The sequence below is a fragment of the Endozoicomonas sp. ALC020 genome (genome assembly GCF_049275935.1).
In the GTDB taxonomy this organism is placed as follows: Bacteria; Pseudomonadota; Gammaproteobacteria; order Pseudomonadales; family Endozoicomonadaceae; genus Endozoicomonas_A.
In genome coordinates this window covers 5,987,150-6,002,607 of the sequence record NZ_CP184830.1, presented here as the reverse complement: position 1 = coordinate 6,002,607, position 15,458 = coordinate 5,987,150, and the positions used below count along the sequence as shown (strand labels likewise).

Here is a 15,458-nt window from a genome sequence, read left to right as displayed (position 1 = left end):
TAAATTATGTTGTTAAGAAATAGTCATAGAATTGCCGGTCTATCACTACTGGCCGTCACGCTGCTGCAGGCAGGCTGTGCAGGCAGGGATGCACATCCGGTTGCTGTACGACAGTACGGGGATATCAATCGCTCCTGTGCAGCTCTGGAAAACGAAATAGTCTTTATCGAGGAGGAAATCAGAAGGCTGGTTCCCAAGACCGATAAAACCGGTAAAAACGTAACCCTGGGGGTGGCCGGTGCGTTTCTCTTGGTTCCCTGGTTCTTTATGGACCTCAGTCAGGCAGAGCAGATTGAAATTAATGCCTTTCGTCAACGTTACAATTACCTGCTAGGTCTGGCACAGAATAAAAACTGTAGCAGCACTTCAAGAGTGCCCATTCCTGAATTCAGTAATTCCGGTTCAACCCGATAGCAAAAGCCATTCAACAACCGCAAATGCAGATTCAACGAGCGATGGATCTGCAAGTGCCGAGAAAATACCCATCAACCCGATGAAGTGACAGCAGGGAATGATGAAAAATTCTGGAGAAAAAAGACAGGGTCATGATCAGGGAAGCCGGGAACCATTTCCCGGGCCCTTCTGATTGAAGCCAACCAGAGCTGACCAGGTGCACGGAAAGCATAGCTTTCATCACTGTCATATCGGGTACTGAAATTAAATGACCGATCTGTTTCCCTGTCAGGTTCGTCGCCTTAATCAGACATTGTTTCTCGTAGGAGTTTGATTGCGGGACTTGCCACGGGTCTTTCCAGCATTGCGTTCGGTAGCAAAATTGACTCGAAGGGGTCTGCCATTCAATTCTTTACCATCCATAGTTAAAGCAGATTGAGCGTTATCACTTTCTGCAAAAGTAATAAATGCAAAACCTCTGGAGCGACCGGTTTCCCTGTCGGTAATCACGCGAATTTCATCGATCTCACCAAATTGCTCGAAGGCTTGCTGAAGGTCACTTTCATCACTGCTGAAAGGAAGGTTACCTATAAACAGTTTATTCTGTTGCATGGTAAATAGGTCTCCAATTATCCAAAGCTACTGTAACCCGGAATCGAGACACACAACTTGGCTCGAACAAGGCATTGGGCAGCATCATTATTTAAATTCAGGACGACATCTAAGGGCTTTCAGCAGAAACCCGGCAGAAACATTTTGATCTCTCTTGTTGTTATGAAGGGAGGGGCCAATGGCCTCTTTGCACAGGGTTTCCGGAATCATATCCTGAATGTTCTGGTTTTCGTGAACGGAGCACTCAGTGCAGCCAGACAGTCCATATTCTGACGTCATGAGTATCATTATTATCATGGCCTGTCAGCCGAGCCATGCATCCAGATTATAACCTCATTGCTTTATGTCAAGTATGAAGTTGAAACGGATGATATTTAGTGACATCAGTGAAGGTAAAGCTGCAAGGCTCAATAGCTTGATATCGAAAGATACTCTCTGTCGGGGATTTTGATACAGGAGCGACTCCTGAAATCATATGATCCTGATTTTTTTCTTGGCTTTCTGTTGTGTTATCTTCCACGAAGAGTGACACAAGAATCGAGACCAGCAGCGTCAACGGAAGCCCATTGAGCATTGGGCTGTTAATGAATCGGGACATTTCGGGGCTCATATTGATGAAAAAACTGGCGCTCAATGGATCAGCCAAAAACCGGGGGCGTATCCATGGTGAGCAGATGCGCGATGAAATCAGCGCAGTGCTGGATTACTACCGGTCACGTTTTCTTAGAGACAGGGAACGTTTACAGTCTCATCTTGATCTGCTGATGCAGAAAGTTCTGTCATTCAGACCGCACTATAAAGTGGAGATGGATGCTATTGCCGAAGCCGCAGACATTGAGCCTTTCTGGATTTATTGCATTAACGCCCGCAGTGAGCTTATGTCCTCGCCCATTGAGTGTTCTTCTGTCGCATTCCCAAGGCAGGGGCTGATAGGGCAAAACTGGGACTGGGCTGAAGCACTTGCAGGCAAGTTGGCCCTGGCAGATGTTGAACTCGAAAACGGTCATCGATTTCTGACCATGACCGAGCCGGGTATGCTGGCCAAAATCGGAATGAACTCTGCGGGGCTGGGCGTCTGTCTGAATATTCTGCCCGCCACTCGAAAACTGACCGGCTTACCTGTTCATATTTTACTGAGAGCATTGCTGGAATCTCAAAGCCTTCAGGAGGCCCGTTCCCTGATCGAGGCTCACGGGGCAGGCAAGGCCAGTCACATTATGGTCGCGGATAAAAATGAAACCATAGCGGTTGAGTTGGCACCTGATCAGCCCTGGTTCCAATCCACGGAACAGGCTACTTATCTGCATACCAATCATTACTTTCAGCCGGGCCAGGCCCAGCCAACTTCATCAAAGCCGTGTACTGAGACCCGGCTCAAACGGCTAGAGGATGGGTTACTGTATAACCCTCAACTGAACCTTAAGACCATGATGCAAATGCTTGATAATAATGAAAAACCTTTTCCGGTTCTCAGGCCCTACAGTTATCATGAGCTGACCGGAAATGCGGGAACTCTGGTGACCCTGATAATGAATCTTGGTAAACGACAAATGTTGTTGAGAGAGGGGCACGACCCTGAGCAAGGTTTTGAGAGTTACCGTCTGGCGTAATATTCAATGCTGGGACCCTGTGTGGGTTGCATGGTATCTTGAAATAAACCGTCAGCTGCTCTGCGCGCAGAGCAACTATTGATGAGACTGTCAGGAGATTAAACGGGAGTCGAATGTCCGAACCGATCACCAAGAAGCGTAAGCGAGCCGCAAAAGAAAAACCGATGCTCAAAGCCATAACGGGTATTCGTGATGCGGACTCTGGCGCAGGGACTGAAGAAGCCAGTGCTCTGGTACTGAGACTGAGAGAAGCGGGTATGTTATTCCTGCTGGTGCTGGCTGCTTTTACTGCATTGGCGCTGTTTTCTTACAGCCCTACAGATCCCGGCTGGAGCTACGTGGGCCATGAAGGAGAAGTGGCAAACAGCACAGGCAGAGCGGGAGCCTGGTTCAGTGATGTCCTGTTTTCCCTGTTTGGTGTATTTGCCTGGTGGATACCGGTTCTGCTGGTCATCAAAACGGTGCTGGTTTTTCAATATCGATACAGTGCCTGGCGCTGGCAACCCGGCTGGTTTGTTATGCGCTCACTGGGATTACTGCTGGCTCTGGCTACAGGGGCAGCATTGGCTGCTATTCATCTGGAAACAGTCGGCAGAGGCTTGCCTGCCCGCAGCGGTGGTATTCTCGGTCGCATGATTATGGAACAGTCACTGCCTGTTTTTAATCTGGTCGGCAGCACATTGATTTTGCTGGCCATTTTTCTGGTGGGATTCACTTTATACACCCATCTGTCATGGTTTCAGGTTCTGGATACAATCGGGCGGTTATTAAAGATAACTTTTGCCAGAACAGACAGGGGTATTATCCGGTTGGTTGCAATCATCCGGGCTCGCATCGCTAATTGGAAAGAGCAACGTGAAAGGGATCGTGAAGCCTTTCAAGCCGCTCAGCCTGAGCCGGAGCCTGCCGACTTTGCTCCAGGGCAGCGTCAGGAGCCTGTAGTGGTTCTCCCGGCTCCTGAGCCCGAATCAAAACCCACCAGACTCGGCAAAATTGCCGTGCCCGGGAAAAGCCCTTTAGCCGATATAGAAGATGCCATTGAAATACCGCCGGAAGGTGAACTACCCGGCGTGGGCTTACTCGACAAAATCAAAGATCATGGCAACGGTATTAACCAGGAAGAGCTGGACATTGTCTCCCGCCTGCTGGAAGCCAAGCTGGCAGACTTTGGTGTTAAAGCTGAAGTGGTCGCTGTGCATCCGGGTCCGGTGATTACCCGTTATGAGATTCAGCCTGCGCCCGGAGTCAAGGCCAGCAAGATTTCCAATCTGGCCAGGGATCTTGCCCGTTCTCTGGCTGTGGTCAGTGTCCGGGTGGTTGAAGTGATTCCTGGCAAGTCAGTGATGGGCATCGAAATTCCCAACGACGACCGGGAAACGGTGTTCTTTGCAGAATTGATTGCTTCCAGAGCTTACGAACAAGCCGCATCCCCTCTCAGTCTGGCGCTTGGACATGATATTGCCGGTCAGCCGGTGGTGGTAGATCTGGCAAGAATGCCGCACCTGCTGGTGGCAGGGACTACCGGTTCCGGTAAGTCGGTTGGCGTTAATGCCATGCTGCTCTCCATGCTCTTCAAATCCGGGCCGGAAGACGTTCGTCTGATTATGATTGACCCGAAAATGCTGGAACTGTCGATTTATGACGGTATTCCGCATTTGCTATCTCCCGTAGTGACCGACATGAAAGAAGCCGCCAACGCCCTGCGCTGGTGTGTGGCGGAAATGGAACGTCGCTACAAGCTGATGGCGGCTCTGGGGGTCAGGAATATTGCTGGCTACAACAAAAAGGTCAAAGATGCGGCGGCTACGGGCGAGCCTTTGCGTGATCCATTCCACGAAGCCATGACCCTCGGTGATCTGGCCCCTGAGCTTGAATCACTGCCGTTCATTGTCGTGGTGGTGGATGAGTTTGCTGACATGATGATGATTGTCGGTAAGAAAGTCGAAGAACTGATTGCCCGGATTGCCCAGAAAGCCCGTGCGGCGGGCATCCATTTGATACTGGCAACCCAGCGTCCTTCGGTGGATGTCATTACCGGCCTGATCAAAGCTAATGTTCCGACCCGAATCAGTTTCCAGGTGTCCAGTAAAATTGACTCCCGCACCATCATTGATCAGGGTGGGGCAGAACAATTGCTGGGTCATGGCGACATGCTCTACCTGCCGCCGGGAACCAGTGTTCCTATTCGTGTTCACGGTGCTTTTGTCAGCGATGATGAAGTGCACCGGGTGGTTGCTGACTGGAAGAAGCGGGGCAAGCCTGATTATGTGGAAGCCGTTCTCAGTGGCGCCGATACGGCTTCCGACGGCAGTGCTTTCAGTGGTGGACTGGATGAAGATTCAGAGCAAGACGCCCTGTATGATGAAGCGGTCGCCTTTGTGACTGAAAGCCGAAGAGCGTCAATTTCGTCAGTGCAGCGTAAATTAAAGATTGGTTATAACCGCGCTGCGCGTATCATAGAGACTATGGAAACAGCCGGTGTGGTGAGTCCGGCAGGTCATAATGGTAATCGTGAGGTGATCGCACCACCTCCCGTGAAGGGTTGAAGTTGAGTGTTTAATAAAATTTCCCAAGTGGTTGTAATTACTGCTATTTTTAATGTCTCAGCGCAGGTCGTGGCGGCCCCGCTGGAAAATGTTTCAGCCACCACCCTGAAGGCTCAACCAGTCAAGAAGCTGGATGTCAGCAAGGAGCTGAACGATGAGAAAGCCTCTCAGGCTCTCGCCAAAAAACTGCAGTCCATAAAAAGTCTGAGTGCTCATTTTCAACAGCAAGCGGTCTCTTCTGATGGTCGTACCAAGACAGAATCCGGGGAGATGCAAATGAAACGTCCTGATCTTTTTCGCTGGCTTACCAGGGAACCTTTTGAACAGGAGATCGTTGCCCAGGGCAATAAAGTCTGGATGGTAGACCCTGAACTCCAGCAGGTGATCATCCAGAAGCAGGATGCACGCAGGGCCAATACGCCAGCCAAACTGCTGACAGGGAATGCCCGTGAGTTGCTGAAACAGTACAAGGTTTCTGTCTATAGCAAGGATCGCAATGAGAGATTCACTCTGACACCCAGAGAGGAGTCAGACCTGTTTGAGAAGCTGGATATTGATTTTCGCCAGGGGAAGCTAAGCGCTATTGAGTTGTCTGATTCTCTGGGTGGCAAGCGCAGAATCCTGTTCTCCGGGGTGAAGGAAAACACTCAGTTGAATGACAGCCTGTTTGAGGTAAAACCTCCCAAAGGTTTTGATGTCATTGATGAGACCCGGGGTTAGCTGTGTATTCTGCCGGTTTGTTTGACGACGAGTCATCCCGATATGAGCCCCTTGCCGCGCGCATGAGGCCCCGCAATCTGGATGAGTACCTGGGACAGGAGCATATTCTGGCCAGGGGCAAACCTTTGCGTGAAGCTTTGCAGCAGGGTGCCATTCACTCCATGATTTTCTGGGGGCCACCAGGGGTTGGGAAAACAACCCTGGCCCGGTTGGTTGCCGGTGTCTGTGATGCCCACTTTGAAACACTGTCTGCGGTACTCTCTGGTGTCAAAGACATTCGGGTTGCGGTCGCCAGAGCTCGGGACGAGCAGATGACCCGTCAGCGCAAAACCATTTTGTTTGTGGATGAGGTGCATCGTTTTAACAAGTCCCAGCAGGACGCTTTTCTGCCCCATATTGAAGATGGCACTATCACATTTATCGGTGCTACTACCGAGAATCCTTCCTTTGAGTTGAACAACGCCTTGCTCTCCAGGGCCCGGGTTTATGTATTAAAACCGCTGACGGACGATGCCCTCAGAGAAGTGCTCCATCAGGCTCTGTCTGACGAACGGGGTTTTAAGGGCAGTCCTGTTTCGCTGGAGCCTGAAGCCGAAGATATTCTGGTGCGTTATGGCGATGGCGATGCCAGACGGGTTCTGAATACTCTGGAAGTAGCGGCAGATCTCAGTGAGGATGGCCGGATTAAAGCGGCAACGGTGACCGAGATTCTCGCCGACAGTGGCCGACGTTTCGACAAGGGCGGTGATGCATTTTACGATCAGATATCAGCCTTTCATAAATCCGTAAGAGGTTCTGATCCCGATGCCGCACTTTACTGGGCTGCCAGAATGGTGGATGGTGGCGCTGATCCACTCTGTATCATTCGCAGACTGGTAGCGATTGCCAGTGAAGACATTGGCAATGCCGATCCAAGAGCGCTGGAGATGACCATGAATGCTTGGCAGGCTTATGAGCGGCTGGGCAGTCCGGAAGGGTTGCTGGCTCTGGCCCATGCCACGGTTTATTGTGCCTGTGCGCCCAAGAGTAACGCCGTCTATCTGGCCTGGAAGGCGGCGATGGCCGATGTCAAAGGAAACCCTTCCTTTGACGTTCCGCACCATCTCAGAAATGCTCCCACCCAGCTGATGGGATCCCTGGGCTACGGTTCTGAATACCGCTATGCTCATGACGAGCCCAATGCCTATGCAGCCGGTGAATGCTATTTTCCAGAGAATATGGAGGCCCGAAAGTACTACCAGCCTAATGATCGTGGGCTGGAAATCAAGATTCGCGAGAAGCTTGAGAAACTGGCGCAATGGGATCAGCAGAGTCCTGTTCGCCGACGTCAGGAAGACTGATCCATACTGGTTCTCGTGACAACTGAAAGATAGCCATGGGCCCCGATGAACCTCAATCATGATGAAGTTAATCTGCAAGCGCAAAGTTTCCCCGGGTATTTAAAATGAAGTTCTGGATATTCCTGTCCAGCCTGCTGATGTCAGGCATAACCCTTGCCGGTGAATATCGCACCTGCTCAATCAGTCATGGTCAGATCAGCCAATGTGGTGGCAAGTATACCGGTGCAGCGGTGATTGAAAATAATGGTGCCTACCGTCAGTGCGAAATCATTCAGGGAAGGGTTTCTGGTTGTGAACAAAAATACAGCGGGTCGGCTATTGTTCCGGATAAGGGTATTCACCGCCAATGTAAAATCACCACAGGGTCTGTTTCTTTCTGCAGTGACAGGTTCAGTGGGACGCTACCGGTTTACAGATAATACTCAAATCGCCTGAAAAACCATGATCGCTGCCGGATACTCCGGCAGCTCTTTCACTATCTGGTGATCCAGCAGCTGCCAGCGAGCCTGCTCACCTATTTCACAAAGCTGCGCAATACTTTCCGGGAAGTCGAACTGGCTGACGTGATCCAGAACAAGGTTCTGCCAGTCGCCCTGAAGTTCCGAAATACTTTTGAAGTACTGGCCAACTTTTTCGATGTATTGATCCCGACTCTGTTGATCAAGCCTGATGGCATCAATCATCACAAACAGGCTGTTGGGGTCTGCCTTGTTCCTGAGTTCCGAGAAAAGCGCCTGTTTTTCCGACAGGGAGCCATGATGAATGGCGAAACTGCTGAAGATCAGGTTGTAGGAGCCTCTGCCTGGCAGGGGTTCGAAAATATTACTGAGAAAGAACTGTGAATCAACACCGGGTTTTTGCATGTTTTCTTTGGCCATGGCTAAAACAGATTCAGCAAGATCGACTGCCGTGTAAGAGGTTAGCGATAGCTCTCTGGTCATCTCTGCTGCCAGTGACGCATCGCCACAGCCAAGATCAAGCAGATTTACTTTTTGATCGCCGTAGTGCTGCATGAGTTTACGGGTAGCAAGACGCATCAGCTGCTGGTGCCCCATGACATTGTTATCGACCAGCCAGCGGTAGCACTGCCATTGTTCATTAAAAATATCGACTTCTGAACGATGTTTCATCGGCTTACCGGGGTGTACTCTGATGATGGAATGAAAGACGGGAGACCACTGTTATTGAAGCAGGTCAGAGATATCTGTCCAGTCGGCTGACCTGTTTGTCCCACTGCCAATGCCTGGGAGCTCGCGGAATCTGGAAAACATGGAATAAGGCGCACTTCCGCTGCAAATCAGAGCATCAGGCGCTGGTCGAGATCAACCTTGAAGCTCATGGTCGTCGATGACATCGATCATATAGAGCACATAAGAACCGCGTTGGCGATTCAAGCTGCAACAGTGAGCTTAACACCCAGTGATTTCAGCAGGCGGTGAACCGTATCCCAACGGGGCTGCACCCTGCCATTGAAGGTTTTGTAAAGGCTCTCCCGGCTCAGCCCGGTTTGCCTGGCCAATTGAGCGACCCCTTTTTTCTTAACCACGTCACCCAGAGCGAGTACGAAAACAGCGGGGTCGTCGTCCAGATAAGCCTCAGCCAGAAAGTGTGCAATCTCATCATCGGTTTCCAGCATTTCCACAGGGTTAAAAGGTTCAAGTTTCAGTGCCATCGTCATTCCTCATTTGTTCTATCAATGTGTGGGCTTTGAGAATATCCCGCTTTTGGCTGCTTTTTTGGTGAACCGTTCTGGCAGTTCAATTGAAGCAGGTCAGAGATATCTGTCCAGTCGGCTGACTTGTTTGTCCCACTGCCAATGCCAGGGAGCCCGTGTTATCTTGGCACAGATCAAACACTATTAGTCTGGTCACGCCTGACGTAGCAAAAGGGGCTACGGGCAGAACTGTGACCAGAAAACAAACAGGAATTATGATGCAAGCTACACACTGGATAGCCGTCGCTGCGGGTGGTGCACTGGGAGCCCTTCTCAGAGCATTTGTCTATGAGCTGTTTGTGCTGACCCGTAATCCTCATCTGCATCATTTTCCGACGCTGACGGTTAACCTGGTGGGATCAGTTATCATGGGAGTTTGCTGGTACCTGCTGACAGAAAAAGCCATGTTATCACCCACCTGGAAGGTCTTTGTGATGACCGGTTTTCTGGGCGCACTGACCACTTTCTCAACCTTCTCTCTGGATCTGATGAGATTGCTTCAATCCGATCAGCTTCTGACTGCCCTGGCCTATGGGCTTGGCAGTGTTCTTGTTTGCCTGCTGGGAACCTGGCTGGGTTATCAGGGGGTCCGCTGGGCGCTTTAGAACCTGGATACAGGCTCAACCGTTTATCGCTATTTCTGCACCTGCCAGTAGATTGTCCTATGCTTCCGGGGTTTGTTAAGGAAAATATTCTTTAAAGAAAAGGAGGTATAGGATGTATCTTTTTCGAATAATTAGTTCCGTTTTTGTCAGTCTTGTGTTGGTTGCTTCCTGTTGGGGCAGTGTTGATTCACCTGAGCAGAAAGCGCTCAGGTACGCCCGGGAAAATCTCAACAGACTCTATTTTGACTACGTCTTTGCAGAAGAAAACGAGAAGCTGTTAAAAGCCATCATGGTTTCTGTAAGGCGACTCTATGACCACTATGAGCTGGATCATTGGCTGGAAGGCCACTCTGCAACAGGCAATCAGACCGAAGCCCGACAGCAGCTTCTCACCGGGCTGGTCCAGCAGGCAACCCGGCATACTATCGCAAAAATCAATGGTGACGAGGAGCTGGATGGCAGTGATCGTTCCATGTTTCATCTCCTGCAGGCAGTCAGCAATGCGCCATCCATGCGGGAATCCCAGGATGTTGCTCACTGGTTCCACACCCGGCCCTTACTGCTTCAGGGGGTTCTGGCTGAAGATCGCATGGATTCCATGGAGAGCCTGATTCAGGAGGCTGTGCAAAACAGTTTCAGAGAGTTCCCGTCCAACCAGCTTTCCCGGGAGCAATTAGCTCAGCAAATCGGTTTTATTCTTCTGGAAATGCAGGAGCGTTTCCTGCGTGGCAAGGTGCTTCGTTCTCTAAGCCACAAGGTAGATCGGCAAAAGCAGAACCCGAAGATTGCCAGAGACCCGGCATTTAGCATTTACCTGTCCCTGCTGACTAAAACCTTTAACAGCCATCCCACCCTCTGGCATACAGACAGCAAACGTCGTGAGTATCAGGAAAATCTCTCCGCGCTGTTTATGAAAGCCACAGATCGTGAAGATTATGGTCATGAGTGGTACCAGCAGATCCGCAGGATTCTGGCTGTTGAAAAGATGGTGCCTGTTACACCACCACCGCCGCCCGGTCAGAACACGGTCAGCGATCACAATCGGCATGAAAGTAAAGGAGAAGCCTGGTATCAACCCACTGTGTTAAAAGCAGCGCTTGGGATGGGGGCTATGCTTGGCGTGTTGACCTGCGCTGCGGTTTACATGGCGATCTCCTTCGAATATGACACAGAATCGGGCATCGACAAACCCGGGCGGAAAGGTCCCCAGGGAAGGAACTTGAGACCTAACAGCGCTGAAGGGAAGCAGGTCAGTTTCATGCAGTCTCCACAGCCAAGGCTATACAGCTATTCGTGGGAAGAAGGCGATATCTGGGCAGTAGAAGAGGAAAGACGCCTGAGAAGACAGGAGGAAGAGGCTAAAAGACAAGCCACTCAATCAACTCATCATCAAGACGGGTTAGGGGAGGAATTTGGCTCCATTTTCAGTCCTCCAGGCAGCGGTAATGGCGGCAGTGGTTATGGCAGCTCTGGTGGTTATGGCAGCTTTGGTACACCCTCTACTGAACAAGTTCAGAGTCGGGATGCGGTCTGGGACTGAAGTCATGTATCTGTTTGATTCTACGTCTATGTGCCCGACATTGTTCCTGTCTGCCTGCCGGGAGCCAGTCTGGGTTATCAGGGTATCCGGCCGCTCTTTAAACCGAACGCAGCCTGAGCCAATAATTTTTTCAGAACCTGCAAGATGGTTGTCCTATGCTTTCTGAATTTGTCAGGGCGCAGGGGTGGCAGATGTTTTTTTTTCGCGGTTTGTGGTCCGTGTTTTTCAGTCTGATGCTGGTAGCTTCCTGTTGGGGCACTGTTGATTCACCCGGGGAGAAAGCTGCCAGGAATGCCCGGGACAATATTAACAGACTCTATTTCGATTACGTCTTTGCAGAAGAAAATGAGAGGCTGTTAAAAGCCATCATGGTTTCAGTGCGGCGAATCTATGACCGCGATGAGTTGGATAAGAGGCTGGAAGGTCAGACTGCATCTGGCTATCAGACAGAAGCCCGACAGCAGCTACTCACCGAGCTGGTTCAACAGGCCACCCGCCATGCTATTGCGAAAATCAATGGTAACGATGACACGGAAGACAGTTATCTTCCCATGTTTCATATTCTGCAGGCACTGAGCAATGCGCCATCCATGCAGGAATCCCTGGATGTTGCTCATTGGTTCCAGACCAGGCCGGTGATGCTTAAGGGGGTTCTGGCTGAAGATCGTATGGACTCCATGGAGAGCCTGATTCAGGAGGCTGTGCAGAACAGTTTTAAAGAATTCCCGTCTGACCCGCTTACCCGGGAACAGTTAGCCCGGCAACTCGGTTTTATCCTGGTTGAAATGCAGGAGCTGTTTCTTCGGGGCAAGGCGCTTCGTTTACTCAGTTACAAGGTAGACAAGCAAAAAAAGAACCCGCAGATTGCCAGAGACCCTGCATTTACCATTTACCTGTCCCTGCTGACGGAAGCCTTTAACAAGCATCCTACTCTCTGGCATACCGACAGCAAACGTCGTCATTATCAGGAAGACCTCTCCGCCCTGTTTATGAAAGCCGCTGATCGTGAAGGTTATGGCAATGAATGGTACCAGCAGATTCGCAGGATTCTCGATGGTGAAAAGCCAGTGCCTGTTACCCGACCAACGCCCGCTCAGAAACCGCACAGGCATTACTACCGGGATGATGATGATGAGTGGGAAGGCTGGTTTGAACTCACTCCCTTTAGAGTGGTGCTTGGGATGAGTGTTATGTTTGGCGCATTTGTCACCACCATGATCTGTCTGGGAATGTCTGAACATGAAGCTGAGCAGGGCAGGCAGGAGCGGCGGCAGGAGGAGAATCTGCAAAGGAAATTGGGCAAAACACTCAACAAACCTGGGCGGGAAGATCCGCAGGGAAGGGACTGGAAACCCAACGAAACTGACAGGAAGGAAGTCAAAGAAGCTGCGGAAGGCTTTGAAGAAAAGATCATAAAAAATGTACTGATCCAGGCTGGGGTTCTGAATCCCCTTTTCTGTAATATGGATATAGCTGATATCTACATGCAGATATCGCTGACAGAGCTCTACAGGTATTTAAGGAAAGAACGCTATATCTGGACAGAAAAAGATGAAATTCGCCGACAAAGGGAGCAGGAAGAATATAAAGAACGCCGCAGAAAAGAGCAGGAACAGGCTAATGAAAGAGCCTGGACGTCCTCATACGCTGAAACAACCTCGCAACAAAACGGGTCGGAGTCTTCATCGAGCTTCACTTATAATTTTCTAAGCAGCGATGACGACAGTGGTTATGTTAGCTTTGGTACTGCCACTGCTACTGAGGTTCAGGGACGGGATGCAGGGTGGAATTGAAGTCATTAATGTACCTGATTCCATGTTTGGAGGCCCGGCAGTGCTCTCATTTTCCTGCCGGGAACGTCTGAACCTGAACCATTAATGAGTTTTCAGCACCTGTCAGTGGATTGTCCTATGCTTCCTGGATTTATCAGGACATTGGGGAGGCGGATGTTTATTTTCTGCGGTTTATGGTCTGTGATTTTGAATCTGATGCTGGTGACTTCCTGTTGGGGCAGTGTTGAATCACTCGAGCAGACAGCTCTCATAGATGTCCAGTACGACATCAACAGTCTTTATTTCGGTCACGTCTTTGCCGAAGAAAATAACAGGCTGTTAGAAGCCATTATGGTTTCAGTACGGAAAGTTTATGACCGCTATCAGCTGTATCAGTGGCCGGAAAGTCATTTTGCTCCGGACAATCAGACAGAACACCGGCAGCAGCTGCTCACCAGACTTGTCCAGCAGGCTACCCGCCATACTATTGCGAAAATCACGGGTAACGATGATATAGATGACAGTTACCGGAACCGTTCCATGTTTCATCTCCTGCAGGCATTCAGTGGTTCTCCTGCCATGGAGGAATCCCGGGATGTTATTCATTGGTATCGAAACCAGCCGGTGTTGCTTCAGGGGGTGCTGGCTGAAGATCGCAGGGACTCCATGGAGAGCCTGATTCAGGAGGCGGTACAGAACAGTTTCAGAGAATTTCCGTCCAACCCATTTTCCCGGGAACAGTTAGCCCGGCAACTCGGTTTTATTCTGCTGGAAATGCAGGAGCTTTTTCTCCGTGGCAGGGCGCTCCGGTCTCTCAGCTACGAGATAGAGCAGCAAAAACAGAACCCGAAGATTGCCGGTGATCCTGCATTTATTCTTTATCTTTCCTTTTTGACTGAACTTTTTAACAGCCATGAAGCCCTCTGGCATAGAAAGAGCCTGGGGAGCAAATGGCGTCAGTATCAGGAAGACCTCTACGCCCTGTTTATGAAAGCCGCTCATCATGAAAATTATGGTATTGAGCGGTACCAGCGGGTTCGCAGAATTCTGGATGGTGAAAAGCTGCTCCATGAAAAGCCGGCCAGGAAATACTACTCGTACTGGAATGACATCAAATACTACCTGTACTGCATTGAAGTGGGCCCAAGGGAGAAATTTACCCTTTGGCTTGTGGTTGATTGGCTGATGATCGTTATTGTGGAAGATTTTGCGTACCGTATACGCCTTCACCAAGGGCAATTCTAATGATTTTGTCTGCACCCACTAGTCGATTGTCCTATGCTTTCTGAATTTGTCAGGGCATAGGGGGGCGGGTGCTTCTTTTTCGTGGTTTATGGTCTCTGCTTTTCAGTCTGATGCTGGTGGCTTCCTGTCGGGGCAGTGTTGAGTCAGTCGGGCGGAAAGCTCTCATAGATGTCCAGTACGACATAAGCAATCTCTATTTTGGTTACGTCTTTGCCGGAGAAAATAAGATGCTGCTAGAAACCATCATGGTTTCTGCACGGAAAGTCTATGACCGCGATGAGCAGTATCAGTCGCTGGAAAGTCATTTTACTCCAGACAGTCAGAAAGAAGATCGGCAGCGGCTGCTTACCAGTCTTGTTCAGGAGGCCATCCGTCATACTATTGCAAAAGTCACCGGTGACAATGGTATGGATGACAGTCGCCCTTGCAGTCCCTCGCTTCATTTTCTGCAGGTATTCAATAGTATTCCTGCTCTGGAGGAATCCCGGGATGTTATTGATTGGTATCAAAATCAGCCGGTGTTGCTTCAGGGGATTCTGGCTGAAGATCGTACGGACTCCATGGAGAACCTGATTCAGGAGGCGGTAAAGAACAGTTTCAGAGAATTCCCGTCTCACCCACTTACCTGGGAACAGTTATTACCAAGATTTGTGGTGAAGAGGGCATTCTATTATGAGCCACTTACCCGGGTACAGTTAGCCTGGCAACTCGGCTATATTCTGCTGGAAATGCAGGAGCTTTTTCTCCGTGGCAGGGCGCTCCGGTCTCTCAGCTACAAGATAGAGCAGCAAAAACAGAACCCGGAGATTGCCAATGATCCTGCATTCACTCTTTATCTTTCCTTTTTGACTGAGCTGTTTAACAGCAATGACACCCTCTGGCATACAAAGAGCCTGGGGAGCAAATGGCTTAAGTTTCAGGGAGGCCTCTCCGTCCTGTTTTCGCAAGCCGCTAATCATGAAAATTATGGTTTGGAGTTTTACAAGCTGGTTCGCAGAATTCTGGATAGTGGAAAGCTATTCAATAATAAGCCGGTCAATAATAAGCCGGTCAATAAAGAGCCAGTCAATAAAGAGCCAGTCAGGAAAGACTATGTGAACATGATCAGCGATTTACTGGATCGAAAGATCAGACTTGAGCTGATTGCTATTTTTAGCATGCTGATGATCAACGCGGTGGCTCATCTTTTGAGAACTGCACATGTATATGAAATGTTTGTACCAAGGGTATGAGTAGCTGTTTGAGGATAGGCTGCAAAGGACATCAGGCAGAGCGCTCAACCTAATTTACCAGCTTCAGTTGGGATTTTTTGACTCGTTCCCATGCTCCAGCGTGGAAACGAGTTGTTGGGGTTTATTTTT

At 49.9% G+C, this 15,458-nt stretch carries 15 protein-coding genes; 11 read left to right on the top strand and 4 right to left on the bottom strand.

Annotated features, from left to right (window positions below; translation table 11 throughout):
- The first annotated feature begins 6 nt into the window (after positions 1-6).
- Positions 7-414 carry a hypothetical protein gene (locus ACOJUO_RS22075; RefSeq protein WP_422138176.1) on the top strand — a complete coding sequence of 136 codons (408 nt, stop codon included), beginning with the start codon at positions 7-9 and terminating at the stop codon, positions 412-414.
- Between the two features lie 285 nt (positions 415-699).
- Here ACOJUO_RS22075 and ACOJUO_RS22070 read toward each other — a convergent pair whose 3' ends face one another.
- Together ACOJUO_RS22070 and ACOJUO_RS22065 are read right to left on the bottom strand one after the other, a co-directional pair.
- Entirely contained in the window at positions 700-1,005 is a 306-nt protein-coding gene (locus ACOJUO_RS22070; RefSeq protein WP_422134059.1) for an RNA recognition motif domain-containing protein, read from the bottom strand.
- An 87-nt stretch (positions 1,006-1,092) separates the two neighbouring features.
- Positions 1,093-1,284 carry a hypothetical protein gene (locus ACOJUO_RS22065; RefSeq protein WP_422138175.1) on the bottom strand — a complete coding sequence of 64 codons (192 nt, stop codon included), beginning with the start codon at positions 1,282-1,284 and terminating at the stop codon, positions 1,093-1,095.
- 335 nt (positions 1,285-1,619) lie between these two features.
- On the opposite strand from ACOJUO_RS22065, the gene ACOJUO_RS22060 reads away from it, so the two are divergent.
- From ACOJUO_RS22060 to ACOJUO_RS22040, 5 genes are all read left to right on the top strand, one after another.
- The gene (locus ACOJUO_RS22060) at positions 1,620-2,615 is read left to right on the top strand and encodes a C45 family autoproteolytic acyltransferase/hydolase (RefSeq protein ID WP_422134057.1); all 996 of its coding nucleotides are present in this window, start codon (positions 1,620-1,622) and stop codon (positions 2,613-2,615) included.
- A gap of 113 nt (positions 2,616-2,728) precedes the next feature.
- Positions 2,729-5,161, top strand: coding sequence for a DNA translocase FtsK (locus tag ACOJUO_RS22055; RefSeq protein WP_422138174.1), 2,433 nt, complete (start codon positions 2,729-2,731; stop codon positions 5,159-5,161).
- Between the two features lie 6 nt (positions 5,162-5,167).
- Positions 5,168-5,881 (top strand): outer membrane lipoprotein chaperone LolA, encoded by a 714-nt coding sequence (gene lolA, locus ACOJUO_RS22050; protein ID WP_422138173.1) that lies wholly within the window; start codon positions 5,168-5,170, stop codon positions 5,879-5,881.
- Positions 5,882-5,943: 62 nt separating this feature from the next.
- Positions 5,944-7,221, top strand: coding sequence for a replication-associated recombination protein A (locus ACOJUO_RS22045; protein ID WP_422140090.1), 1,278 nt, complete (start codon positions 5,944-5,946; stop codon positions 7,219-7,221).
- Between the two features lie 104 nt (positions 7,222-7,325).
- Positions 7,326-7,640, top strand: coding sequence for a hypothetical protein (locus ACOJUO_RS22040; RefSeq protein ID WP_422134054.1), 315 nt, complete (start codon positions 7,326-7,328; stop codon positions 7,638-7,640).
- A 3-nt stretch (positions 7,641-7,643) separates the two neighbouring features.
- Here ACOJUO_RS22040 and ACOJUO_RS22035 read toward each other — a convergent pair whose 3' ends face one another.
- Complete coding sequence (locus ACOJUO_RS22035) at positions 7,644-8,351, bottom strand: class I SAM-dependent methyltransferase (protein ID WP_422138172.1); 708 nt, start codon at positions 8,349-8,351, stop codon at positions 7,644-7,646.
- 260 nt (positions 8,352-8,611) lie between these two features.
- A complete protein-coding gene (locus tag ACOJUO_RS22030; protein WP_317146204.1) occupies positions 8,612-8,893 on the bottom strand; it encodes an addiction module antidote protein in 282 nt (93 codons plus the stop codon).
- 257 nt (positions 8,894-9,150) lie between these two features.
- Here ACOJUO_RS22030 and crcB point away from each other — a divergent pair, with 257 nt between their 5' ends.
- The 5 genes from crcB (at position 9,151) to ACOJUO_RS22005 (ending at position 15,329) form a co-directional block, all read left to right on the top strand.
- Positions 9,151-9,540: a fluoride efflux transporter CrcB gene (gene crcB / locus ACOJUO_RS22025; RefSeq protein WP_422134050.1), complete on the top strand. Its 390-nt coding sequence runs from the start codon at positions 9,151-9,153 to the stop codon at positions 9,538-9,540.
- 112 nt (positions 9,541-9,652) lie between these two features.
- Positions 9,653-11,080: a hypothetical protein gene (locus ACOJUO_RS22020; protein WP_422138171.1), complete on the top strand. Its 1,428-nt coding sequence runs from the start codon at positions 9,653-9,655 to the stop codon at positions 11,078-11,080.
- A 191-nt stretch (positions 11,081-11,271) separates the two neighbouring features.
- The gene (locus ACOJUO_RS22015; protein ID WP_422138170.1) at positions 11,272-12,873 is read left to right on the top strand and encodes a hypothetical protein; all 1,602 of its coding nucleotides are present in this window, start codon (positions 11,272-11,274) and stop codon (positions 12,871-12,873) included.
- Between the two features lie 153 nt (positions 12,874-13,026).
- On the top strand, positions 13,027-14,097 hold the full coding sequence (locus ACOJUO_RS22010; RefSeq protein ID WP_422138169.1) for a hypothetical protein: 1,071 nt from the start codon (positions 13,027-13,029) through the stop codon (positions 14,095-14,097).
- Positions 14,098-14,165: 68 nt separating this feature from the next.
- Positions 14,166-15,329, top strand: a complete 1,164-nt coding sequence (locus ACOJUO_RS22005; RefSeq protein WP_422138168.1) for a hypothetical protein — start codon at positions 14,166-14,168, stop codon at positions 15,327-15,329.
- Positions 15,330-15,458: the final 129 nt, after the last annotated feature.